This window comes from Streptococcus sp. 'group B', from assembly GCF_002073795.1.
Classification (GTDB): domain Bacteria; phylum Bacillota; class Bacilli; order Lactobacillales; family Streptococcaceae; genus Streptococcus; species Streptococcus agalactiae.
The window spans coordinates 1,494,351-1,520,379 of record NZ_CP020432.1 but is presented as its reverse complement, the minus strand read 5'-3'; the positions used below and the strand labels follow the sequence as shown (position 1 = coordinate 1,520,379).

General features: G+C 36.4%; 16 protein-coding genes and 5 pseudogenes. 13 read left to right on the top strand and 8 right to left on the bottom strand.

Annotated elements, in window-relative coordinates; translation table 11 throughout:
* Positions 1 to 108 precede the first annotated feature (108 nt).
* The 3 genes and pseudogenes from A6J68_RS07985 to A6J68_RS07975 form a co-directional block, all read right to left on the bottom strand.
* A complete protein-coding gene (locus A6J68_RS07985; RefSeq protein ID WP_000248015.1) occupies positions 109 to 1,344 on the bottom strand; it encodes an AbiH family protein in 1,236 nt (411 codons plus the stop codon).
* A gap of 124 nt (positions 1,345 to 1,468) precedes the next feature.
* A protein-coding gene (locus A6J68_RS07980; RefSeq protein ID WP_088197863.1) for an IS3-like element ISSag2 family transposase occupies positions 1,469 to 2,574 on the bottom strand; the annotation gives its coding sequence in 2 pieces (ribosomal slippage) (positions 1,469 to 2,298 and positions 2,298 to 2,574; 1,107 coding nt in all).
* A 70-nt stretch (positions 2,575 to 2,644) separates the two neighbouring features.
* Positions 2,645 to 3,168: pseudogene (locus A6J68_RS07975) on the bottom strand (transposase); the annotation flags it as partial.
* 35 nt (positions 3,169 to 3,203) lie between these two features.
* On the opposite strand from A6J68_RS07975, the pseudogene A6J68_RS07970 reads away from it, so the two are divergent.
* The 8 genes and pseudogenes from A6J68_RS07970 to A6J68_RS07935 form a co-directional block, all read left to right on the top strand.
* Positions 3,204 to 3,563, top strand: a pseudogene (locus tag A6J68_RS07970) (ParA family protein); the annotation flags it as partial.
* A 68-nt stretch (positions 3,564 to 3,631) separates the two neighbouring features.
* Entirely contained in the window at positions 3,632 to 3,862 is a 231-nt protein-coding gene (locus A6J68_RS07965; RefSeq protein ID WP_000863581.1) for a hypothetical protein, read from the top strand.
* 96 nt (positions 3,863 to 3,958) lie between these two features.
* On the top strand, positions 3,959 to 4,507 hold the full coding sequence (locus A6J68_RS07960; RefSeq protein ID WP_000584204.1) for a hypothetical protein: 549 nt from the start codon (positions 3,959 to 3,961) through the stop codon (positions 4,505 to 4,507).
* 107 nt (positions 4,508 to 4,614) lie between these two features.
* Positions 4,615 to 5,949, top strand: a complete 1,335-nt coding sequence (locus tag A6J68_RS07955) for an ISLre2 family transposase (RefSeq protein WP_000453221.1) — start codon at positions 4,615 to 4,617, stop codon at positions 5,947 to 5,949.
* 653 nt (positions 5,950 to 6,602) lie between these two features.
* Positions 6,603 to 10,043 carry a S8 family serine peptidase gene (locus A6J68_RS07950; RefSeq protein WP_105253173.1) on the top strand — a complete coding sequence of 1,147 codons (3,441 nt, stop codon included), beginning with the start codon at positions 6,603 to 6,605 and terminating at the stop codon, positions 10,041 to 10,043.
* A 581-nt stretch (positions 10,044 to 10,624) separates the two neighbouring features.
* Positions 10,625 to 11,901: pseudogene (ltrA, locus tag A6J68_RS07945) on the top strand (group II intron reverse transcriptase/maturase).
* A gap of 233 nt (positions 11,902 to 12,134) precedes the next feature.
* Entirely contained in the window at positions 12,135 to 13,055 is a 921-nt protein-coding gene (lmb, locus tag A6J68_RS07940; protein WP_000755138.1) for a metal ABC transporter substrate-binding lipoprotein/laminin-binding adhesin Lmb, read from the top strand.
* Between the two features lie 12 nt (positions 13,056 to 13,067).
* On the top strand, positions 13,068 to 15,536 hold the full coding sequence (locus A6J68_RS07935) for a pneumococcal-type histidine triad protein (protein ID WP_070469363.1): 2,469 nt from the start codon (positions 13,068 to 13,070) through the stop codon (positions 15,534 to 15,536).
* Between the two features lie 198 nt (positions 15,537 to 15,734).
* On the opposite strand, the pseudogene A6J68_RS07930 reads toward A6J68_RS07935, so the two are convergent.
* The 4 genes and pseudogenes from A6J68_RS07930 to A6J68_RS07915 form a co-directional block, all read right to left on the bottom strand.
* Positions 15,735 to 15,974: pseudogene (locus A6J68_RS07930) on the bottom strand (integrase core domain-containing protein); the annotation flags it as partial.
* Between the two features lie 39 nt (positions 15,975 to 16,013).
* Positions 16,014 to 17,149, bottom strand: a pseudogene (locus tag A6J68_RS07925) (IS3 family transposase).
* A 220-nt stretch (positions 17,150 to 17,369) separates the two neighbouring features.
* Positions 17,370 to 18,475, bottom strand: a protein-coding gene (locus A6J68_RS07920) for an IS3-like element ISSag2 family transposase (RefSeq protein ID WP_088197863.1) whose coding sequence is annotated in 2 segments (ribosomal slippage) — positions 17,370 to 18,199 and positions 18,199 to 18,475 — 1,107 coding nt in all. Because the reading frame shifts where the segments join, the coding sequence is not laid out codon by codon here.
* A gap of 188 nt (positions 18,476 to 18,663) precedes the next feature.
* Entirely contained in the window at positions 18,664 to 19,260 is a 597-nt protein-coding gene (locus A6J68_RS07915) for an Ltp family lipoprotein (RefSeq protein ID WP_000162275.1), read from the bottom strand.
* Between the two features lie 221 nt (positions 19,261 to 19,481).
* Between A6J68_RS07915 and A6J68_RS07910 the strand changes: the two genes are divergently transcribed.
* The 3 genes from A6J68_RS07910 (at position 19,482) to A6J68_RS07900 (ending at position 21,839) form a co-directional block, all read left to right on the top strand.
* Positions 19,482 to 19,979 carry a hypothetical protein gene (locus A6J68_RS07910; RefSeq protein WP_000582587.1) on the top strand — a complete coding sequence of 166 codons (498 nt, stop codon included), beginning with the start codon at positions 19,482 to 19,484 and terminating at the stop codon, positions 19,977 to 19,979.
* 3 nt (positions 19,980 to 19,982) lie between these two features.
* Entirely contained in the window at positions 19,983 to 20,399 is a 417-nt protein-coding gene (locus A6J68_RS07905) for a VOC family protein (RefSeq protein WP_000245056.1), read from the top strand.
* Between the two features lie 99 nt (positions 20,400 to 20,498).
* The gene (locus A6J68_RS07900) at positions 20,499 to 21,839 is read left to right on the top strand and encodes an MATE family efflux transporter (RefSeq protein ID WP_000285045.1); all 1,341 of its coding nucleotides are present in this window, start codon (positions 20,499 to 20,501) and stop codon (positions 21,837 to 21,839) included.
* A gap of 58 nt (positions 21,840 to 21,897) precedes the next feature.
* On the opposite strand, the gene A6J68_RS07895 is transcribed toward A6J68_RS07900, so the two are convergent.
* Positions 21,898 to 22,665, bottom strand: coding sequence for an epoxyqueuosine reductase QueH (locus A6J68_RS07895; RefSeq protein WP_000567585.1), 768 nt, complete (start codon positions 22,663 to 22,665; stop codon positions 21,898 to 21,900).
* Positions 22,666 to 22,823: 158 nt separating this feature from the next.
* Here A6J68_RS07895 and uvrC point away from each other — a divergent pair, with 158 nt between their 5' ends.
* Together uvrC and A6J68_RS07880 are read left to right on the top strand one after the other, a co-directional pair.
* Positions 22,824 to 24,605 carry an excinuclease ABC subunit UvrC gene (uvrC, locus tag A6J68_RS07890; protein WP_001003955.1) on the top strand — a complete coding sequence of 594 codons (1,782 nt, stop codon included), beginning with the start codon at positions 22,824 to 22,826 and terminating at the stop codon, positions 24,603 to 24,605.
* A 74-nt stretch (positions 24,606 to 24,679) separates the two neighbouring features.
* Positions 24,680 to 26,025 (top strand): IS3-like element IS861 family transposase gene (locus A6J68_RS07880; protein ID WP_370657101.1). Its coding sequence is split into 2 segments (ribosomal slippage): positions 24,680 to 25,136 and positions 25,136 to 26,025, totalling 1,347 coding nucleotides; the frame shifts between segments, so codons are not numbered across the junction.
* Positions 26,026 to 26,029 lie beyond the last annotated feature (4 nt).

Genomic DNA, 26,029 nt, shown 5'->3' with positions numbered 1-26,029 from the left:
AGCCTAGTTTTAAAGTCTTTTCGTTAAAGTTAAGGCGATTAAAAAAGGAAAGATTCAATTGAATCTTCCCCACAAACACCCCCACAATATTTTGTGGGGGTGTTTTGTTTAATATGGATTTAGAATATCATTATAAAGTATTTCTTGAATAATTAAACGATTTTCTAATTGAAGTTTTGTGAATAAATTTCTGCCATGATTCTTATTATTAAAAGTATCTCCATATTTTTCAATTAATTTATGTACTGCATGAACTTGTTGAGATTTAATTTGTTCCCTAATATTCTCGTTATAACAACTCCAATAGAAAATTAGTACAGTGTCACTGGAATAAAGATTAATTGAGTCAAAAATTGATTGAAAATAAGAATAGTCTGCTTCACCCAGACCATGACCATAAAATTTTATAAAAGTTAGTTCAGAGGGAATTGGATATTGAAATATATTTCCGTTCTGTAATATCCTGTATGATTTGGTAAATTCAACAGGCAGGGTAACATTTTTATCTTTTTGTATATCAATTAAAGAATCATAATCTATTCCAAAAATAATATTTTTATCATTCAGGGTTCCATGAATATTACGTTGTAATTTATCTATTCTAGGTAATGTATAATTAAAATTCAATATTGATGTTTCAACATTAAATTCATTATTACTTTCTAAGTCATAAATGTAGCTAAGAAATCCTTCATAGGAATTGAAACAATTTTCGTTATGAAAATCATGTAGTGCAACAAAAGAATTACATGTGAATGCACTAGAAATATTACTTTTATACAAGAGTTCAAAAATAATTCGAGATTTTAATAAGTAATTATTTCCCAAATTAGTTATATCTTTAAAATAATCATCTTTTGATTGTTCCTGGATCTCTATTTGATTAGTTAAATAAGAACAAAACTCATCTTCGACTATTTTTAAATCTTTTTGAATTAGTAATAATAAATTATCTAGTTCTGGAACAATAGGTATACCATTATGATTCCACAAAAAATTATGGAGTGCTTTTTGCGTTAGCTCCTCACTGGTAGAGTAATCATTTCTTGAGTAATCAGTGCTTAATGTTTCGATATATATACTCTCAATATCTTTGCCACTTAAAATTGTTTCGTTATTATATAGTGTTATAATGTTTTTTAGATGTACTGAAATTAATTTCTCAATATCACTCCATAAATCGCTAGACAATTTTTTATTATAACATGATCTCAAAATATAATACCAAAAACTACTAGTACTGTCTGAATCTTTAAATCTAAAATTGAAAAAATCCATATATCCTGACTTTAAATCCGAAGCTCTATCAAATCCATTTCCTAAAATTATTAATTGGTTTACCATTTCTTAAGTCTCCTAAATAATCTAAATATATTATAATTCATTATTAGATTATTTGTTATAGAAAATTTATTTAAAAAGATTGAAAAGGCAACACTTTTCTGTACAACATTTATAAAGTGTTTTTCTAGGCAATTAATCTTTTAGTCATTGGTGTTTGGTAGTTGAGACTACCATGAATGCGGTGGTAATTCCACCAATGAACATAGTCTTTAGTCTTAAGAGCTAGTTCTTCCAGCAATTGAAAGGTTTCTTGATAAACAAATTCAATTTTGAAAGCACGATACGTACTTTCAGCTACGGCATTGTCATAAGGACAACCAGCCTGACTAAGCGAACGTGTGATTCCAAAGGCTTCCAATATTTCATCAATTAACTGATTATCAAACTCTTTGCCACGATCTGAATGGAACATCTTGACTTTGGTCAGGGCGTAAGGGATGCTTTGTATGGCTTGCTTAACGAGTTCAGCGGTCTTGTGCCAACCAAGAGACAGGCCGATGATTTCACGGTTGTATAGGTCAATGATGAGGCAAACATAAGCCCAACGATTGCCTACACGAACATAGGTTAAGTCAGTGACTAAGGCCTGTAGTGGTCTTTCTTGCTTAAATTGCCTGTCTAAGTGGTTGGGAATAGGGGCTTCATTCTTGCCTCTAGAATGTGGTTTGAAGGTGGCTTTCTGATAAACAGAAACCAAATTGAGTCGCTTCATAATGCGTCGAATCCGACGACGTGAAAGTGTGATACCTTCGTTATTCAAGCATATTTTGATTTTTCTGGATCCGTATCTGGACTCGCTATCGAGGAAAATTCTTTTAATAGTTTCTTCAAACTCCGTTTCAGATACTGACTCCACGGCTTGATAGTAATAACTTGAGTGTGGCATATTCAGCCAGCGACACATCTTTGAAATGCTGTATTTATCCTTATTAGCAGTGATTATTTCCCTTTTTGTGCCATAATCACCGCTGCTTGCTTTAGGATATCTAATTGCATTTCGAGTTCTTTATTGTGTTTTCTGAGTTCAATTAGCTCCCGCTGTTCATCTGTCAGATTATCAACAGACTTGAATGAACCAGTTGTTTTGGCTTGTCTAACCCACTTATCGAAGGTGGAAGGGGTTAGCTCATATACCTTGATGAGACTGCTACGCTTTCTACCAACATTGTAAAGGTCAACAATTTGTTGCTTAAAATCATCGGTGAAGTGACGACGTACTTTTCTAGACATGGTTTTTCTCCAGTTTTTCTTAAGTGTAGAACACTTTATAATTTCTGTCTAGTTTAGTGTAACCTATTCAAATTCTTCCTTCAGAGATTTTTGTGTCATAGTCTCTTTGAAGAATGACCTTGATAGACTTCACACCAAGTCTTTTGTTCGCTTTGGTATAAATCTCAAGTATTTGTTTTCTATAAATTTGATTATCCAATTCTCTTTTTGAGGGCTTATGTTTTAGAAATTTATAGTAAGTGGAGCGATTGACACGTAAAACACGACACAAGGTTGTTGTGGCGTGTTCAAAGCGTAACCGATAGACAGCGAGGAGTCTTACTTTAAGTTTTGCATGAATATGGCACTTGCTTTTTTTAGGATAAGGTTCTCCTCTTCAAGCTGCGCATTACGTTTTTGTAACTCTTGTATTTGCTTGGCAGTAAGTACAGAATTATCTTCGAGTTTGACTTGGGAATACTGTTTGATCCATTTTGCAAGCGTAGAAGTGGATACCCCATAGTCTTTACAGAGTTCAGACTGAGTTTTTCCAGTTTGATAAAGGTTAACAAGAGATTGTTTGAATTCTTCATCATAGCGTTTAAATGTTGATATAGGTTGTCCTTTCGTTTTTGTGTCTTTTAAAACAGATTGTAACACACAAAGTTTTGTCTACTTTTATAGTATACATCCATCTTTCTGAAAGACTTGAAGAATTTAAAACAGAGGCATTTGACTTTAAAACTCGAGCAAGTTATGTCACAGCAAAATTATTCTTTTTAGGTAATATGATAAAGCATAATACCAACTCTTCAAAAGAATTAATAAGATCACTAAAGAATGATAAATCAGTTCTTGCAATGATTCCTCATAAAGAGTTATTTAACCGCTCAACATTGGACAAAAAGTCTCTATCTTATATGATGTCTGATAAAGAATTATATTCAAGAGATAGTAAATTCTTCAAAGAAATTGATTTTACATTTAGGAAAATTACTGATAAACTATAAATATAATTACAAATATAAACATAGTTATATACATAAATATGACTATGTTTATAAGAAAGAGGATGAATATGGCATTTGAACCAAAAAATTCGGAACTAACAAAAGTTCTAAAAGAAAGTTTAGATGAAGAAAAGAAAGAAATTTTCTCATCTGAAATGAATATTAGGGACTTTGAACGTACAAAACAATATCAATTTACACTTCAACCTTCAGTCCGAAAAAAAATTGATAGGCTATCAAAAGAAAAAGGCTATCGTTCAGCATCATCTTTTATAAATGACTTTTTTAAAAATTTGTAAACAAAGTTTGAATTATATTTATTATGGAAATCATTATTAGATGGGAAAAATGGTTAAGAAAAAAGTGGTTGTGGTGGATGTTTAAGTTTAATAATAGTGATAATTATTGTTAGTAGTGTTATAAATTTATTTACAGGTTCTGAAAGCAGTAATACTTCTAAAAAGAATAAGACAAATCCTAGTGGTGCGACAAGTGCAAAAGTCGTTAAACACAAAAAAACTGATGAAGAACGAGCAGAAGATTATATAAAAACGTTAGGATTAAACCCGAGTGATTATATAAAAGAAATGGATTATTCAAAGGTTGATTTTAGGGGGGATTTATCATCAGTATCAGGTAATTATAATAATTTTACTGTTGAAAACATCAATCAAACTTTTGAAAAAGGTGATAAATCTTTAAAAGATATTATTGAAATTTTTGGAAAGCCTGATACAATTTGGGTTAATTACGTTGACAATCAGTACAATACTGATTTGTACTGGAAAAAAGATGACACAGATGATTCTAATTATATTCATGCAGAATGGTCTGAGCCAAAAGATGAATATGATGTTCAAAGTTTAAGTGGCACGGCTTCAAATTCAGGTACTGGCAAGTTTCAGTCATTCATTGGATTAGATGGATTTGAGCCTGCACAGTAGGATAAATAGAAAGATCACGTTATTAAATGTGGTCTTTTACTTTAACTTTTCGAATAAAAAATAGCAATAATATTCTAATCCTGTAACAAAAATTGTAAAATATTATCATGGAAGTTAAAAAATTCTCGGAAAAAGATTTTGTAAATGAAATAAATAAAATAAAACAGAAACAATTTTTAAGTCAAATTGAACAGTATGAAAGCTATATCGCTCCTCAAATGAGAACGAAAGGCTATAAGAGGATCAATCAGTCTGAACGTACGGTTGTTTTCTCTTTTGGAGAAATAACATTTAGTAGGAGTCGCTGGACAAATGGCTTTGAAACTAGAATACCAGTAGATGAGTGGTTAGGTCTTGAAAAATATAAGAGATATTCAATAGAATTCTTATATCATGTTGCAAAATTGGCTACAATGATGCCTTATCGTCAAGTTTGCAAAGTAATAGATAGCACTTTGCAAACAATCATAACAAAAGACTGTGTTTTAAAAGCAGTAAAATTTGTAGAAAAATTGTTAAAAGAAAAAGAACGCTATCGTTTTTATTTGGAAGAGCCACCCGAACGTAAAAAAGTGAAAAAACTGTATGTTGAGGGTGATGGAGTCATGATTAAAAGCACAGATTCTAGAGAGGAAAGAAGGTATTTAGATTTAACACATTTTGTTATTCATACAGGCTCAAAAAAAGTTTCTACTAAAAGATATGAATTGCGGGACAAGCACGAAATATTACAGCTTAATTATGATAAAGCTAAATATAATCTTTTAGATTATATTTATAATAACTATGAAGTAGATGACGATACTATTTTAATCACTAACTCTGATATGGGTAAAGGCTATACTAGTAGAGTTTTTAAGGAATTAGGAAAAGCACTTAAGGTAAAGAAACATGAGCATTTTTGGGATATCTATCATGTTAAAGAAAAGTTAAGTTCATACCTTAGAAAATATCCAATTGAATTAACCGATTTTGCTTTAGATGCGGTAAAAAAATATAATTCTGATAAGCTTGAATTAGTTTTTGATACTGTTGAATCACTGATTTGTGATGAACTTGAAGATCAAGAATTTCAGAAGTTTAAGAAAAAAGTATTAAATAATTTCAAATATATAAAACCAGCTCATCTTAGAAATCTTTCAAATCGTGGTATTGGTATCATGGAATCACAACACAGAAAGATAACGTATAGAATGAAGCGACGTGGCATGTATTGGTCAAAGTGGGGAATCTCCACAATGGCAAATATGATTATACTTGAAAGAGCTAACGGTTTACGAGAATTATTTTTCGGTTCTTGGAGAAAGGTATACAGTGAGTATAAAGAAGGTTCATTTAGTGCAGGGCGACTTTTTAAAAAGACAGATGAATTAGATAAATTTTCTAAGCCCCTTCTAAAAAATGGCAGAAAATGGAGTATAACAGGAATCAAAACAAAATAGAAAAAGTCTAAAGATACCTTTATTTCTAGCGTTTTTTTGCATGTTTTAACTTGCATTAAATCTTCTAAAGTAGTATAATTATATTAAAGAAAAGCAAAAAAGGTGAAGGAGCGCGAACTCCTACACCAAACCGATTAAGACAAATACCACTTGCTTAATCAGTCGAACCTTATTGTAGCATAACTAAAACAATACCGTCAAGACTGAACAAGCAAAAAATACTTGTTTTGGTCTTTTTAAGAATAATTCAAGTTTTCTTAAATTTATGAGGTATCGACTAATCTCAAAATTTCAGACACATACCTGAGTGAACATCAAGAGAGAACCGATCGGTTCTCTCTTGATGTCTAAAAGAATGAGGTTAAGGAGGTCACAAACTAAACAACTCTTAAAAAGATGACCTTTACTAATAATCGTCTTTGTTTTATAATAAAGATGTTAGTAATATAATTGATAAATGAGATACATTTAATCATTATGGCAAAAGCAAGAAAAATAGCTGTGTCATATGCAAATAACCCCTGTTTGCTCTTTAAAAAAGACGTTATCCTTATTTCTCTACACACAGACGGATAGCTAGGAGAGAATCGTTTGATTCTCTCTTTTCTTAATGGTCATAAAGACAAAGTCTCTCATCATGAAAGGACGACACATTGCGTAAAAAACAAAAACTACCATTTGATAAACTTGCCATTGCGCTTATATCTACGAGCATCTTGCTCAATGCACAATCAGACATTAAAGCAAATACTGTGACAGAAGACACTCCTGCTACCGAACAAGCCGTAGAACCCCCACAACCAATAGCAGTTTCTGAGGAATCACGATCATCAAAGGAAACTAAAACCTCACAAACTCCTAGTGATGTAGGAGAAACAGTAGCAGATGACGCTAATGATCTAGCCCCTCAAGCTCCTGCTAAAACTGCTGATACACCAGCAACCTCAAAAGCGACTATTAGGGATTTGAACGACCCTTCTCATGTCAAAACCCTGCAGGAAAAAGCAGGCAAGGGAGCTGGGACCGTTGTTGCAGTGATTGATGCTGGTTTTGATAAAAATCATGAAGCGTGGCGCTTAACAGACAAAACTAAAGCACGTTACCAATCAAAAGAAAATCTTGAAAAAGCTAAAAAAGAGCACGGTATTACCTATGGCGAGTGGGTCAATGATAAGGTTGCTTATTACCACGACTATAGTAAAGATGGTAAAAACGCTGTTGATCAAGAACACGGCACACACGTGTCAGGAAATGCTCCATCTGAAATGAAAGAACCTTACCGCCTAGAAGGTGCGATGCCTGAGGCTCAATTGCTTTTGATGCGTGTCGAAATTGTAAATGGACTAGCAGACTATGCTCGTAACTACGCTCAAGCTATCAGAGATGCTGTCAACTTGGGAGCTAAGGTGATTAATATGAGCTTTGGTAATGCTGCACTAGCTTACGCCAACCTTCCAGACGAAACCAAAAAAGCCTTTGACTATGCCAAATCAAAAGGTGTTAGCATTGTGACCTCAGCTGGTAATGATAGTAGCTTTGGGGGCAAGCCCCGTCTACCTCTAGCAGATCATCCTGATTATGGGGTGGTTGGGACACCTGCAGCGGCAGATTCAACATTGACAGTTGCTTCTTACAGCCCAGATAAACAGCTCACTGAAACTGCTACGGTCAAAACAGACGATCATCAAGATAAAGAAATGCCTGTTATTTCAACAAACCGTTTTGAGCCAAACAAGGCTTACGACTATGCTTATGCTAATCGTGGTACGAAAGAGGATGATTTTAAGGATGTCGAAGGTAAGATTGCCCTTATTGAACGTGGCGATATTGATTTCAAAGATAAGATTGCAAACGCTAAAAAAGCTGGTGCTGTAGGGGTCTTGATCTATGACAATCAAGACAAGGGCTTCCCGATTGAATTGCCAAATGTTGACCAGATGCCTGCGGCCTTTATCAGTCGAAGAGACGGTCTCTTATTAAAAGACAATCCCCCAAAAACCATTACCTTCAATGCGACACCTAAGGTATTGCCAACAGCAAGTGGCACCAAACTAAGCCGCTTCTCAAGCTGGGGTCTGACAGCTGACGGCAATATTAAGCCGGATATTGCAGCACCCGGCCAAGATATTTTGTCATCAGTGGCTAACAACAAGTATGCCAAACTTTCTGGAACTAGTATGTCTGCACCATTGGTAGCGGGTATCATGGGACTGTTGCAAAAGCAATATGAGACACAGTATCCTGATATGACACCATCAGAGCGTCTTGATTTAGCTAAGAAAGTATTGATGAGCTCAGCAACTGCCCTATATGATGAAGATGAAAAAGCTTATTTTTCTCCTCGCCAACAGGGAGCAGGAGCAGTCGATGCTAAAAAAGCTTCAGCAGCAACGATGTATGTAACAGATAAGGACAATACCTCAAGCAAGGTTCACCTGAACAATGTTTCTGATAAATTTGAAGTAACAGTAACAGTTCACAACAAATCTGATAAACCTCAAGAGTTGTATTACCAAGTAACTGTTCAAACAGATAAAGTAGATGGAAAACACTTTGCCTTGGCTCCTAAAGCATTGTATGAGACATCATGGCAAAAAATCACAATTCCAGCCAATAGCAGCAAACAAGTCACCGTTCCAATCGATGCTAGTCGATTTAGCAAGGACTTGCTTGCCCAAATGAAAAATGGCTATTTCTTAGAAGGTTTTGTTCGTTTCAAACAAGATCCTACAAAAGAAGAGCTTATGAGCATTCCATATATTGGTTTCCGAGGTGATTTTGGCAATCTGTCAGCCTTAGAAAAACCAATCTATGATAGCAAAGACGGTAGCAGCTACTATCATGAAGCAAATAGTGATGCCAAAGACCAATTAGATGGTGATGGATTACAGTTTTACGCTCTGAAAAATAACTTTACAGCACTTACCACAGAGTCTAACCCATGGACGATTATTAAAGCTGTCAAAGAAGGGGTTGAAAACATAGAGGATATCGAATCTTCAGAGATCACAGAAACCATTTTTGCAGGTACTTTTGCAAAACAAGACGATGATAGCCACTACTATATCCACCGTCACGCTAATGGCAAACCATATGCTGCGATCTCTCCAAATGGGGACGGTAACAGAGATTATGTCCAATTCCAAGGTACTTTCTTGCGTAATGTTAAAAACCTTGTGGCTGAAGTCTTGGACAAAGAAGGAAATGTTGTTTGGACAAGTGAGGTAACCGAGCAAGTTGTTAAAAACTACAACAATGACTTGGCAAGCACACTTGGTTCAACCCGTTTTGAAAAAACGCGTTGGGACGGTAAAGATAAAGACGGCAAAGTTGTTGCTAACGGAACCTACACCTATCGTGTTCGCTACACGCCGATTAGCTCAGGTGCAAAAGAACAACACACTGATTTTGATGTGATTGTAGACAATACGACACCTGAAGTCGCAACATCGGCAACATTCTCAACAGAAGATAGTCGTTTGACACTTGCATCTAAACCAAAAACCAGCCAACCGGTTTACCGTGAGCGTATTGCTTACACTTATATGGATGAGGATCTGCCAACAACAGAGTATATTTCTCCAAATGAAGATGGTACCTTTACTCTTCCTGAAGAGGCTGAAACAATGGAAGGCGCTACTGTTCCATTGAAAATGTCAGACTTTACTTATGTTGTTGAAGATATGGCTGGTAACATCACTTATACACCAGTGACTAAGCTATTGGAGGGCCACTCTAATAAGCCAGAACAAGACGGTTCAGATCAAGCACCAGACAAAAAACCAGAAGCTAAACCAGAACAAGACGGTTCAGGTCAAACACCAGATAAAAAAAAAGAAACTAAACCAGAAAAAGATAGTTCAGGTCAAACACCAGGTAAAACTCCTCAAAAAGGTCAATCTTCTCGTACTCTAGAGAAACGATCTTCTAAGCGTGCTTTAGCTACAAAAGCATCAACAAGAGATCAGTTACCAACGACTAATGACAAGGATACAAATCGTTTACATCTCCTTAAGTTAGTTATGACCACTTTCTTCTTGGGATTAGCAGCTCATATATTTAAAACAAAACGCCAAAAAGAAACTAAAAAATAGTATTACTTAAACTGATAAGAGCTTATTTAATAGAGAGAACCAATTTGGTTCTCTCTATTTTTTTATAGTACGACGGGCATGTCGTACATCTGAGGTGCAAGTCCTCTGTGGGCACCCGCTACCGGTGAACCCAATAGCGACTCCCAAGCTTGACTATCGTGAGGTAGCGGGGAGAGGAAGGGATAGCGAAATCGTGGCTCTACGAACAGAAACGTGATATGAAGGCGTATATAGCGGATGAGGGGGCTATAAACTCTAAAGTCCAAATAGGTAGTCGTAACCTATATACGTAAATCACGAGAGTAAACGAGGAAAGATGTCCGACTTATCCCGTGAGGTCCTGTCAAGGGTAAAACCTAGTAACAACGAACGACAAGAAGTCAGCCGAACCCATAGTAGTGATGAAGTTTCTGTAATGGAAATGGAACGAAGGGGTGAACAACTAATCGAAGTAATCCTACTTCACTTGTGTCTGTAAAACAAACGGTCTGATAGAACTAGATGCGGTTACGTATTGACTAGAGGAAGGTTCACCAATGTAAGATATCATGCAGACAACGAAAAAAGAAAGGAATACGCACATGTCAGAATTGCTAGATAAGATATCATCTCGGAACAATATGCTCGAAGCTTACAAGCAAGTGAAATCAAACAAAGGTTCTGCTGGTATCGATGGGGTCACTATCGAGCAGATGGATGACTATCTTCACCAAAATTGGCGAGAAACCAAGAAACTCATCAAAGAGAGGAGCTATAAACCTCAACCGGTTCTCAGGGTTGAAATCCCAAAACCAAACGGAGGAGTTCGTAACCTAGGTATCCCGACGGCTATGGATAGAATGATTCAGCAGGCCATCGTTCAAGTTTTGAGTCCACTCTGCGAAAAACATTTTTCAGAGTATAGCTATGGGTTCAGACCCAATCGCTCCTGCGAAACAGCCATTGTTCAGCTACTTGAGTATTTAAACGATGGCTACGAGTGGATTGTGGACATTGACTTGGAAAAGTTCTTCGATACTGTTCCGCAAGACAGATTGATGTCCCTGGTTCATAATATCATTCAAGATGGCGATACGGAGTCACTGATTCGTAAGTACTTCCATTCGGGAGTTGTTATTAACGGACAGCGACATAAGACTTTAGTCGGGACACCTCAAGGCGGGAATCTATCACCCCTCCTATCTAATATTATGCTTAATGAGTTAGACAAAGGGTTGGAAAAGCGAGGTCTTCGCTTTGTCCGTTACGCCGATGACTGTGTCATCACTGTCGGAAGCGAAGCAGCTGCTAAGCGGGTCATGCATTCGGTCAGTAGCTATATTGAGAAGCGATTAGGGTTGAAAGTCAACATGACTAAGACCAAGATTGTCAGACCGAACAAACTCAAATACCTCGGATTTGGTTTCTGGAAATCTCCAAAAGGTTGGAAGTGTCGTCCTCACCAAGACAGCGTTCAGGCTTTAAGCGAAAACTGAAGCAACTGACGATGAGGAAATGGAGCATTGACCTGATAACTCGCATTGAACGATTGAACTGGGTCATTCGAGGATGGATAAACTATTTCTCGCTTGGCAATATGAAGAGTATCATGACACAAATAGATGAGCGTCTGCGAACCCGTATTCGAGTGATTATCTGGAAGCAATGGAAGAAGAAAGCAAAGCGCCTATGGGGACTCTTAAAACTAGGAGTTGCTAGATGGATAGCCGATAAAGTTTCTGGATGGGGTGACCACTATCAGTTGGTAGCTCAGAAGTCGGTACTCAAACGTGCTATATCAAAACCAGCCCTCGCAAAGCGAGGACTGGTCAGTTGCTTAGATTACTATCTTGAACGACATGCGTTAAAAGTTAGTTGAACCGCCGTATGCCGAACGGCACGTACGGTGGTGTGAGAGGGGCTAGAGATTAGCCTCTACTCGATTGTGCTACCTCATCAAAAAGAAGTTAGGACAAATAGCTGTCAACAATTGCCTTTTGCTTATCCCTTCAGTTGATGTGATAAAAGATGGTAGTTGTCATTGACAAAGCATTGATAAAGGAGTAAAATTAACTGGTTAATAACTGGTTAAATTATAATTGAGGAGGTACTATGAAAAAAGTTTTTTTTCTCATGGCTATGGTTGTGAGTTTAGTAATGATAGCAGGGTGTGATAAGTCAGCAAACCCCAAACAGCCTACGCAAGGCATGTCAGTTGTAACCAGCTTTTACCCAATGTATGCGATGACAAAAGAAGTATCTGGAGATCTAAATGATGTGAGGATGATCCAATCAGGTGCAGGCATTCATTCCTTTGAACCGTCTGTAAATGATGTGGCAGCTATTTATGACGCGGATTTGTTTGTTTACCATTCACATACCTTAGAAGCTTGGGCAAGGGATCTAGACCCTAATTTAAAAAAATCAAAGGTTAATGTGTTTGAAGCGTCAAAACCTCTGACACTAGATAGAGTCAAAGGGCTAGAAGATATGGAAGTCACACAAGGCATTGACCCTGCGACACTTTATGACCCACATACCTGGACGGATCCCGTTTTAGCTGGTGAGGAAGCTGTTAATATCGCTAAAGAGCTAGGACATTTGGATCCTAAACACAAAGACAGTTACACTAAAAAGGCTAAGGCTTTCAAAAAAGAAGCAGAGCAACTAACTGAAGAATACACTCAAAAATTTAAAAAGGTGCGCTCAAAAACATTTGTGACGCAACACACGGCATTTTCTTATCTGGCTAAACGATTCGGCTTGAAACAACTTGGTATCTCGGGTATTTCTCCAGAGCAAGAGCCCTCTCCTCGCCAATTGAAAGAAATTCAAGACTTTGTTAAAGAATACAACGTCAAGACTATTTTTGCAGAAGACAACGTCAACCCCAAAATTGCTCATGCTATTGCGAAATCAACAGGAGCTAAAGTAAAGACATTAAGTCCACTTGAAGCTGCTCCAAGCGGAAACAAGACATATCTAGAAAATCTTAGAGCAAATTTGGAAGTGCTCTATCAACAGTTGAAGTAAAGGAGATTATTAGTGAAGAAAACATATGGTTATATCGGCTCAGTTGCTGCTATTTTACTAGCTATTCATATTGGAAGTTACCAGCTTGGTAAGCATCATATGGGTCTAGCAACAAAGGACAATCAGATTGCCTATATTGATGATAGCAAAGGTAAGGTAAAAGCCCCTAAAACAAACAAAACGATGGATCAAATCAGTGCTGAAGAAGGCATCTCTGCTGAACAGATCGTAGTCAAAATTACTGACCAAGGTTATGTTACCTCACACGGTGACCATTATCATTTTTACAATGGGAAAGTTCCTTATGATGCGATTATTAGTGAAGAGTTGTTGATGACGGATCCTAATTACCATTTTAAACAATCAGACGTTATCAATGAAATCTTAGACGGTTACGTTATTAAAGTCAATGGCAACTATTATGTTTACCTCAAGCCAGGTAGTAAGCGCAAAAACATTCGAACCAAACAACAAATTGCTGAGCAAGTAGCCAAAGGAACTAAAGAAGCTAAAGAAAAAGGTTTAGCTCAAGTGGCCCATCTCAGTAAAGAAGAAGTTGCGGCAGTCAATGAAGCAAAAAGACAAGGACGCTATACTACAGACGATGGCTATATTTTTAGTCCGACAGATATCATTGATGATTTAGGAGATGCTTATTTAGTACCTCATGGTAATCACTATCATTATATTCCTAAAAAAGATTTGTCTCCAAGTGAGCTAGCTGCTGCACAAGCCTACTGGAGTCAAAAACAAGGTCGAGGTGCTAGACCGTCTGATTACCGCCCGACACCAGCCCCAGGTCGTAGGAAAGCCCCAATTCCTGATGTGACGCCTAACCCTGGACAAGGTCATCAGCCAGATAACGGTGGTTATCATCCAGCGCCTCCTAGGCCAAATGATGCGTCACAAAACAAACACCAAAGAGATGAGTTTAAAGGAAAAACCTTTAAGGAACTTTTAGATCAACTACACCGTCTTGATTTGAAATACCGTCATGTGGAAGAAGATGGGTTGATTTTTGAACCGACTCAAGTGATCAAATCAAACGCTTTTGGGTATGTGGTGCCTCATGGAGATCATTATCATATTATCCCAAGAAGTCAGTTATCACCTCTTGAAATGGAATTAGCAGATCGATACTTAGCCGGCCAAACTGATGACAACGACTCAGGTTCAGATCACTCAAAACCATCAGATAAAGAAGTGACACATACCTTTCTTGGTCATCGCATCAAAGCTTACGGAAAAGGCTTAGATGGTAAACCATATGATACGAGTGATGCTTATGTTTTTAGTAAAGAATCCATTCATTCAGTGGATAAATCAGGAGTTACAGCTAAACACGGAGATCATTTCCACTATATAGGATTTGGAGAACTTGAACAATATGAGTTGGATGAGGTCGCTAACTGGGTGAAAGCAAAAGGTCAAGCTGATGAGCTTGTTGCTGCTTTGGATCAGGAACAAGGCAAAGAAAAACCACTCTTTGACACTAAAAAAGTGAGTCGCAAAGTAACAAAAGATGGTAAAGTGGGCTATATTATGCCAAAAGATGGCAAGGACTATTTCTATGCTCGTTATCAACTTGATTTGACTCAGATTGCCTTTGCCGAACAAGAACTAATGCTTAAAGATAAGAAGCATTACCGTTATGACATTGTTGATACAGGCATTGAGCCACGACTTGCTGTAGATGTGTCAAGTCTGCCGATGCATGCTGGTAATGCTACTTACGATACTGGAAGTTCGTTTGTTATCCCACATATTGATCATATCCATGTCGTTCCGTATTCATGGTTGACGCGCAATCAGATTGCAACAATCAAGTATGTGATGCAACACCCCGAAGTTCGTCCGGATGTATGGTCTAAGCCAGGGCATGAAGAGTCAGGTTCGGTCATTCCAAATGTTACGCCTCTTGATAAACGTGCTGGTATGCCAAACTGGCAAATTATCCATTCTGCTGAAGAAGTTCAAAAAGCCCTAGCAGAAGGTCGTTTTGCAGCACCAGACGGCTATATTTTCGATCCACGAGATGTTTTGGCAAAAGAAACTTTTGTATGGAAAGATGGCTCCTTTAGCATCCCAAGAGCAGATGGCAGTTCATTGAGAACCATTAATAAATCCGATCTATCCCAAGCTGAGTGGCAACAAGCTCAAGAGTTATTGGCAAAGAAAAATGCTGGTGATGCTACTGATACGGATAAACCTGAAGAAAAGCAACAGGCAGATAAGAGCAATGAAAACCAACAGCCAAGTGAAGCCAGTAAAGAAGAAAAAGAATCAGATGACTTTATAGACAGTTTACCAGACTATGGTCTAGATAGAGCAACCCTAGAAGATCATATCAATCAATTAGCACAAAAAGCTAATATCGATCCTAAGTATCTCATTTTCCAACCAGAAGGTGTCCAATTTTATAATAAAAATGGTGAATTGGTAACTTATGATATCAAGACACTTCAACAAATAAACCCTTAACCAAAAGAAGATCTCATTGTTAAAGCACTGCTTTGTCAAAGCAAGTTACGGTGATTTTGAAGTCATTCTATGTAACGAGTAGTGATAAAAGTTGGATAATAGCGGTTTTCTTTTGCAAAGAAATGGTATCCATGTTAGAATAGTAAAAAAAGAGGAGGATTCTTGGACTAATGTCAAATAAGTAGACAGAAAACTGTGTTATTTTATTGAGTTAAAATAATTTTCTTCTTTCTGATTAGGGGTTAGTCCTAGATTAGCCGTATGTGGGTTGTAATTGTTATAAAAATTCTCAATGTATTCAAAGCAGTCTAATTGAACCTGTTTGATATTTTGATAATGTTTTCGGTTGATTTGTCTATGCTTTAAATACTTGAAAAATGCTTCAGTTACGGCATTATCATAAGGATATCCAGGATTAGAAAAAGAATGCATGATATTGGCACTGCACCCTAATAGTGAGACGCAAGAAAAACACTTTTAGGCAATCAGTTTTCTGTACTGTACAGGCGACTGGTCGTTTAATCTCTGTTGAATTCTAGTTTCATTATAAAATGTAATGTAATTTTTAACAATATTTGTTATACTATCTTTGTTGTATTTTCTCCTATTATGGAAATAAAAGGTTTCAGTCTTTAGGACGGTGTGAAACCATTCAATACAGGCATTATCTGCAGGTGTTCCTTTTCGAGACATTGAGCGGATAATGTCTTTTTCCGTGCAAGCCTGGTAGTAAGCCATAGAAGTATACACTGAGCCTTGGTCACTGTGTAAGATTGCTCCTTTATTTAGGCAATTTTAACTGATTAAGGGTGTCTAGTACAAAATCCGTGTCCTGACAATCTGAGATAGTGTAAGCTATAATTTCTCGGTTATAGAGATCCATAATTGATGAGAGATACAATTTACAGTTACCGAAATATAGGTAGGTAATATCTGTTACGAGCTTTTCCTTAGGCTTATCGGCATGGAAATCCCGACTCAATTTATTATCTGTTAAATAATAAGCTTTACCCAAATTGGGAACTTTCTTGGTACGTGTCCGACAAAGCCAGCCATTATTTTTCATGATACGATAGACTTTCTTTGTATTAACAGTCAATCCGTGGATTTTTTTGAGCAATCGTGTAATGGTACGATAGCCATAAATAAAGTGATTCTCCATACAGAGCTGTTCAATTAATTCAATAAGGTCATCTTTTTTTGCGGCTTCTCATACTCCTTTTTCCAACGGTAATAGGTCGACCGCTTGACCTTAAAACAGTCTAGAATGAAAACTATCGGGTAGTTGTTTTTATAGTCTTCCACAAGCTTGATAAGACTTACTTTATCGATTTCCTTATCAAGCCTCGATACTTTTTTAAGAGGTCAACCTGTAATTGTAATTGTTCCACTTCAGACAGATGTTCCAAGCCTTTACCGTAGGTATATTGCTTGCCAACACCTTGATGAAAACGATAAAGCTCCTCGTTTTCGTACCATTTCATCCAAGTATAGATTTGACTATTATTTTTGATGCCTAAAGTCTCCATAATAACTCTGTTAGACTTGCCTGCTTTCTTCATATCGATGCAAGCCAGCTTAGTTTCCCATGAATATGCTTTTTTAACCATAATAAAACACTCCTGTTTCTAGTTTACTAAATTTCAACAGGAGTGTTTTTCTTTTGTCTCATTTTAGGGATTCAGTGCCTATTGTTGTCATCAATTATTTTTCTAAATTCCCCGGACTTAAATTGTGACCCTTGGTCGGAATGAAAGAGAAGTGTTCCTTCAATCTTTCTTTTATTAAGTGAAAAGGCAACACTTTTCTGTACAACATTTATAAAGTGTTTTTCTAGGCAATTAATCTTTTAGTCATTGGTGTTTGGTAGTTGAGACTACCATGAATGCGGTGGTAATTCCACCAATGAACATAGTCTTTAGTCTTAAGAGCTAGTTCTTCCAGCAATTGAAAGGTTTCTTGATAAACAAATTCAATTTTGAAAGCACGATACGTACTTTCAGCTACGGCATTGTCATAAGGACAACCAGCCTGACTAAGCGAACGTGTGATTCCAAAGGCTTCCAATATTTCATCAATTAACTGATTATCAAACTCTTTGCCACGATCTGAATGGAACATCTTGACTTTGGTCAGGGCGTAAGGGATGCTTTGTATGGCTTGCTTAACGAGTTCAGCGGTCTTGTGCCAACCAAGAGACAGGCCGATGATTTCACGGTTGTATAGGTCAATGATGAGGCAAACGTAAGCCCAACGATTGCCTACACGAACATAGGTTAAGTCAGTGACTAAGGCCTGTAGTGGTCTTTCTTGCTTAAATTGCCTGTCTAAGTGGTTGGGAATAGGGGCTTCATTCTTGCCTCTAGAATGTGGTTTGAAGGTGGCTTTCTGATAAACAGAAACCAAATTGAGTCGCTTCATAATGCGTCGAATCCGACGACGTGAAAGTGTGATACCTTCGTTATTCAAGCATATTTTGATTTTTCTGGATCCGTATCTGGACTCGCTATCGAGGAAAATTCTTTTAATAGTTTCTTCAAACTCCGTTTCAGATACTGACTCCACGGCTTGATAGTAATAACTTGAGTGTGGCATATTCAGCCAGCGACACATCTTTGAAATGCTGTATTTATCCTTATTAGCAGTGATTATTTCCCTTTTTGTGCCATAATCACCGCTGCTTGCTTTAGGATATCTAATTGCATTTCGAGTTCTTTATTGTGTTTTCTGAGTTCAATTAGCTCCCGCTGTTCATCTGTCAGATTATCAACAGACTTGAATGAACCAGTTGTTTTGGCTTGTCTAACCCACTTATCGAAGGTGGAAGGGGTTAGCTCATATACCTTGATGAGACTGCTACGCTTTCTACCAACATTGTAAAGGTCAACAATTTGTTGCTTAAAATCATCGGTGAAGTGACGACGTACTTTTCTAGACATGGTTTTTCTCCAGTTTTTCTTAAGTGTAGAACACTTTATAATTTCTGTCTAGTTTAGTGTAACCTATTCATATTGATAAAAACCCTCCTAAGTCTTAATGAACTTAGGAGGGTTCTTGCTATTTTACAGCTGGAATATTAGCATAAGCTATCAATTCTATTACATAAGGATAGACTATTGGTATGTCATCATTTCAAATGATCTACAGCATATTGGGCTTCATCATTTGTGAATTTATCGCCCAGCGTAGATGTCAATTGTTTATAGATTTCTTCTTTGGATAAAGAAGAACTACTTTGATAACTTTTAGCAGTCTCAAGAGCATTTTCTTTGAAATCTACTTTGAGATGGTCTATAGCATATTGGGATTCTTCTTTTGTAAATTTATCAGAGTGGGTTGCCTTATCTGGAGACTCCGAATAGAGCTGTTCAAAGATAGATTGTTTAGATAAATTCATGGTCTTTGAATAAATTTTGGCAGAAATCAAGGCATTTTTTTTGTAATCAACCTTGAGGTTATTAATCACAAAGTTGATGTCTTCTTGACGATATTTCTTAGAATCCTTTTTTAATTTTTCAATGATACTATCTTTAGACATATGGCCAGACTTAGCATATTCTCTTGCTTTTTTGACAATTTTTTTTTGAGTTTTATTAAATTTAATTTTTGCTTTCTTGGTGGCAGCATAAACGTTGTTATGATTAAAAATAGAAGTTGTTGGTGTATATAAGGCTATTCCTACTAAAAGAGTAGCGCAGATAAATAAGAATATCTTTTTGGTCATGTTTAGCTCCATCAGCTTTTTAGGTGAATCAGGTTTACACCTTGATTGATGCTTTGACATTAAGTCTAGATTAATTATAAGTATTAAGTAGAGAAAGGTCAAGAAATTACTGAGGTGGTAGTGTTCTAAATGTACTACTTTTTATAAGTGATTAGAATGTACTTTTTCTTCAAAAAAGAGTATACTAAATTATCGAAGATTTTAATCAAAAAGGAAAGAACATGATTATCGACTTTAAAACCGTTTCAACTAAAGGTTTGGAGACTTCTCCAGTGGCAGAAGCCTTGGCTGGTTTGCGTGCAAATGAAGCTCGCTATTTCTGGAATAAATTCAAAGTAGCCTACGAAACATTTCCAGTATCAGACTATCCAGAATTGATGGCAGATATTAATCACCTTCTAAAAAATGAACGTAACCTTGTTTTTGCTGCAAAGCCTTTAGAGATTTCACAGCTTTTTTTAGAGAATCGTATTTTATGGACACATGTTTTCTATGAGGATGGTTTAGCCATTAATATTTTATATGAATTAGATAATCCTAAAAAGAGAGCTGTAGGTTTAAAATTATCAGATGGAATGGATATTCCTATTGAATTAGCGGACAAGTTTAAGTTTGCTCGTCAAAAGTCAAAACTCGCAGGTATAATACGTGGTTCTTATTTTACCCTAAAAGGGGAAAATGAAACTCTGATGCAGCGTTGGTTGGATAATATGAAGTGAGGTATGGTAATGAAAGCAATTGAAATTTATATGAATATTAATGGTCGTGGGGCCGAAGCTATTACATTTTATGAAGAGGCTTTTAATACAAAAGCAGAACACGTCACAACTTTTGCACAGGGTTGGCCAGATTGTCCGCCAGAACTTGAACATTTAATTATGAACGCTCAATTTAATATTGATGGTATTCGAATGCAACTTTCTGACAATAATCCTATTTTTGATTTTCAAATTGGACAAAATATGACAGCAGCTTTAATTGTGGAATCTGTAGAAGAAGCGCAAGAGTTATTCAATAAGCTTTCTCGAGATGCAATGAACATTAAAATGCCTCTACAAGCAGTTCCGTGGAGTCCAGCTTATGGAAATGTGACTGACAAATATGGTATGACATGGCAAATCAATACTGAGCTTAGCTAAAATGGGGTTGAGGATTATTTCTCAACCTTTTTAAATAGCATTGACAGAGTATCCTAGCTAAGCTAAAATAAATTGATTAAGGTGAAAAGGAGAAAAAAGATGTATCAAACTCAGACAAATAAGGAAAAATTTGTTTTATTTTTGAAATTATTTATCCCAGTATTGATTTATCAATTTGCTAATTTTTCAGCTACTTTTATTGATTCGGTTATGACTGGACAGTATAGTCAGCTACATTTGGCAGGTGTGTCAACTGCTAGTAATTTATGGACTCCGTTTTTCGCTTTATTAGTAGGTATGATTTCAGCATTAGTACCAGTAGTTGGTCAACATTTGGGTAGAGGAAATAAAGAACAAATTCGCACAGAATTTCATCAATTTCTATATTTAGGTTTGATACTGTCCTTAATATTATTTTTAATCATGCAATTTATTGCTCAACCTGTCTTGGGGAGTTTGGGTTTAGAAGATGAAGTTCTAGCAGTTGGTCGTGGTTATTTAAATTATATGTTGATTGGAATCATGCCGCTGGTGTTGTTTAGCATTTGCCGTTCATTCTTTGATGCATTGGGGTTAACAAGGTTATCTATGTATCTGATGCTTTTAATTCTACCCTTTAATTCATTTTTTAATTATATGCTTATCTACGGTAAATTTGGTATGCCTAGACTAGGAGGTGCGGGGGCAGGTCTTGGAACTTCTTTAACTTATTGGGCTATTTTTATTGTTATTATTATTGTGATGTCACTTCATCCTCAAATTAAAACATATCATATATGGACTCTGGAAAGAATAAAAGCTCCTTTGATTATTGAAGATATTCGATTGGGATTACCGATTGGTTTACAAATTTTTGCAGAAGTTGCAATTTTTGCAGTAGTAGGCTTATTCATGGCAAAATTTTCTTCAATCATTATTGCAGCACATCAGGCTGCTATGAATTTTTCATCATTAATGTATGCATTTCCTTTAAGTATTTCCACTGCTCTAGCTATTACAATATCGTTTGAAGTAGGGGCAGAGCGCTTTCAGGACGCAAACACTTATAGTAGGATAGGACGCTTAACAGCGGTAGGGATTACATCAGGAACCTTACTATTTTTATTTCTATTTCGTGAGAATGTAGCAGCAATGTATAATAGTGACCCTCACTTTGTCGCTATTACAGCTCAATTCCTAACTTATAGTCTCTTTTTCCAGTTTGCAGATGCTTATGCAGCTCCTGTACAGGGGATTTTACGAGGCTATAAGGATACAACAAAACCATTTATGATCGGTGCGGGCTCTTATTGGTTATGTGCTTTGCCATTAGCGGTTATCTTAGAAAAAAATAGCCAGTTAGGTCCGTTTGCCTATTGGATTGGTTTAATCACAGGTATTTTTGTTTGTGGTCTATTTCTAAACCAACGTCTGCAAAAGATTAAGAAGTTGTATTATTAAAGTTTGACAAGATTTATACCAAAAAGGCTTAGTTCTTTACTAAGTCTTTTTTTATCATTTACATTGACTTGCCATTAAATGTGAAGCGTATATTAGGAAATTCTTCTTTGCCGTCTTTATCACTCACGAAAGCTTTCGCATCTTTTTTGATTTGGAGAAGATTTATCCCTTGATCTTTAGCACCGAAGATACACCCACAGTAACATTGTCGGTAGATATCATAATCTTTACACATCTCAACGGAACGTTGGTAACCTTTATTTTTTTTAAGGTCGCTAGGAAGATACTGAGTATCATAAATTTTTTGGACATCAATACCAATAGTATTGATTGTTTGAGAGTTTTTGTGAGGACTAATAGTTAGGGCACTGCCAAAGTAATCAAAACCTAGTTCAACGGCTTTTTCCGCTGTCTTATCAAGACGGAAATCATAGCAAACTTTACAACGATCCCCACCTTCAGGTTCTTCTTCTAACCCATGAACAATTTTGAAAAATTCATTTGGTTCATATGGTGCTGATAAGAATTGTACAGAATATCCAGTATTTTTGTTGAAATCATGAACAAATTTTTGAGTAACATATTCGCGGCGATAATATTCATCTTTAGGATGGATATTTGAATTAGCAAAATAGATGGTAACATCTGCCCATTGTGATAAGTATTCAAGGGTATATGTACTACAAGGAGCACAGCAAACATGCATCAGAATTTTCGGACGGATATCACTAGCTTGCCACTGCTTAACCATTTGTTGCATGACCCAATCGTAATTGATTTTTTGGTTAGGTTTCATTTTTTCAAGAATATTCTCAACGTCTATCATAAAAACTCCTCAATAATTCACTTGTTTAAAGTGTAACATAAAATAATTGCTTAGACTAGGAGTATTGGGGTTTTATTCAAGTATTGGAAGATACAATAGATGTTGGGGAATAGTATTTATTTCGTAAAGATTACAGTACATTTTGTTATAATAGTTCTATGAATGAACTGATTAAACATAAGCTAGAATTGTTACCAGACAGTCCTGGTTGTTACCTTCATAAAGATAAGAATGGGACAATTATTTATGTAGGTAAGGCTAAAAATCTTAAGAATCGTGTGAAAAGTTATTTTCATGGGAGTCATAATACTAAGACAGAACTTTTGGTCTCTGAGATTGAAGACTTTGAATACATTGTGACAACATCTAATACCGAAGCTCTATTATTGGAAATTAATTTAATCCAAGAAAATATGCCGAAGTATAATATTCGATTGAAAGATGATAAGTCTTACCCATATATCAAAATAACAAATGAACGTTATCCTCGTCTTATGATTACACGTCAAGTAAAAAAATCAGATGGCACTTATTTTGGACCTTATCCGGATTCTGGGGCAGCAACTGAGATTAAGCGGTTACTAGATAGGCTCTTTCCTTTTAAGAAATGTACTAATCCAGCAAATAAAGTATGCTTTTATTATCATTTAGGGCAATGCAATGCACATACAGTTTGTCAAACTAATAAAGCTTATTGGGATAGTCTGAGAGAAGATGTAAAACAGTTTCTTAATGGTAAAGATAATAAAATTGTTAACGGATTAACTGAAAAAATGAAGAGCGCTGCTATGACTATGGAATTTGAGCGTGCGGCTGAATATCGAGATTTGATCGAAGCAATTAGTTTGTTGCGTACTAAGCAGCGTGTTATTCATCAAGATATGAAGGATAGAGATGTTTTTGGTTATTTCGTTGATAAGGGTTGGATGTGTGTACAGGTCTTTTTTGTTCGAAATGGAAAATTGATTCAGCGTGACGTGAATATGTTTCCTTATTATAATGAACCAGAGGAAGATTTTCTAACTTACATAGGGCAATTTTATCAAGATACAAAACATTTTCTACCCAAAGAAGTCTTTATTCCACAGGATATTGATGCTAAGTCGGTTGAAACAATTGTAGGCTGTAAGATTGTTAAACCACAACGTGGTGAAAAGAAACAGTTAGTAAATCTGGCAATAAAAAATGCTCGTGTCAGTTTACAACAGAAGTTTGACTTACTGGAAAAAGATATTCGTAAAACTCATGGGGCAATTGAAAATTTAGGTAATCTTCTTAATATCCCTAAACCAGTACGCATAGAAGCATTTGATAATTCCAATATTCAAGGGACAAGTCCAGTAGCTGCTATGGTGGTATTTGTGAATGGAAATCCAAGTAAAAAAGACTATCGAAAGTTTAAAATTAAGACTGTTATCGGACCAGATGATTATGCTAGTATGAGAGAAGTCATTCATCGGCGTTATAGTAGGGTTTTAAAAGATGGCTTGACACCTCCGGACTTGATTGTAATTGATGGTGGTCAGGGGCAAGTAAATATAGCGCGTGATGTTATTGAGAACCAATTAGGTTTAGCCATACCTATTGCAGGTTTGCAAAAGAATGATAAACACCAAACACATGAATTACTTTTTGGAGATCCTTTAGAAGTAGTAGAATTACCGCGTAATTCAGAAGAATTTTTCTTACTTCACCGTATTCAAGATGAGGTACATCGTTTTGCTATTACTTTTCATCGTCAATTACGCTCCAAAAATTCCTTTTCTTCAAAATTAGATGGTATCACTGGGTTGGGACCAAAACGTAAACAATTGCTAATGAAACATTTTAAAAGCTTACCTAATATCCAAAAAGCTGATATTGAGGACATTATTATGTGTGGTATTCCTAGGACAGTTGCAGAAAGTCTCCGAGATTCTCTTAATGATCCTCCTAAATAAAAAACTTAGTAGAACAGTATTGAACTGCACCCCAAAAGTTAGACAAAAAATCTAACGATTGGGGTGCTTTTCTGATGAAATTAAGTTATGAAGATAAACTAGAAATATACGAGTTAAGAAAGATCGGGATGTCCTGGTCTCAGATTAGTCAACGATATGATGTTCGTATCTCGAATCTTAAATACATGATAAAACTCATGGATCGGTATGGTGTAGAAATCGTCGAAAAAGGTAGAAATGAGTATTATCCACCTGAATTAAAGCAGGAAATGATAGATAAAGTCTTGATTCATGGTTGTTCTCAACTCTCTGTTTCTCTTGATTATGCTCTCTCTAATTGTTCTATACTCACAAATTGGCTTTCCCAATTTAAGAAAAATGGTTATACTATTGTTGAGAAAACAAGAGGGAGACCGAGTAAAATGGGACGTAAGCGTAAGAAAACTTGGGAAGAAATGACAGAGCTCGAGCGACTTCAGGAAGAAAATGAGCGCTTGAGAACGGAGAATGCCTTTCTAAAAAAGTTGAGGGATTTGCGCTTGAGGGACGAAGCCTTACAGAGCGAACGGCAGAAACAATTAGAGAAATGGTCACAGGAGGATTCCGACTAGACCTCTTACTTGAGATAACTAAGATAGCTCGTGCAACTTACTATTATCAACTAAAGAAACTGAATAAACCAGATAAAGACAAAGCAATCAAATCTGACATTCAATCCATTTATGATGAACATAGAGGAAACTATGGCTATCGTCGGATTTATTTAGAACTGCGAAATCGTGGCTTTGTCATCAACCACAAAAGGGTTCAAGGCTTGATGAAAAGTATGGGCTTGACTGCTCGTATTCGTCGTAAGCGCAAGTATGCCTCTTACAAAGGTGAGGTTGGTAAGAAGGCTGATAACCTGATTCAACGCCAGTTTGAGGGGTCGAAGCCCTATGAGAAGTGCTATACCGATGTGACGGAGTTTGCTTTACCTGAAGGGAAACTTTATCTATCGCCTGTTCTTGATGGCTATAACAGTGAGATAATTGATTTTACCCTGTCTCGGTCTCCTGCCTTGAAACAGGTTCAAACCATGCTTGAGAGGGCTTTTCCTGCGGCTTCATACAGCGAAACCATTCTCCACAGCGACCAAGGCTGGCAGTACCAGCACAAGTCCTACCATCAATTTCTGGAGGACAAAGGCATTCGTCCTTCTATGTCACGGAAGGGGAACAGTCCTGACAACGGTATGATGGAATCTTTCTTTGGGATTCTAAAGTCTGAGATGTTCTATGGCTTGGAGAAGTCTTACAAATCACTTGATGACCTTGAGCAAGCTATCACAGATTACATTTTTTACTACAACAACAAGCGAATCAAAGCAAAACTAAAAGGACTTAGTCCTGTGCAATACAGAACTAAATCCTTCACTTAAAATA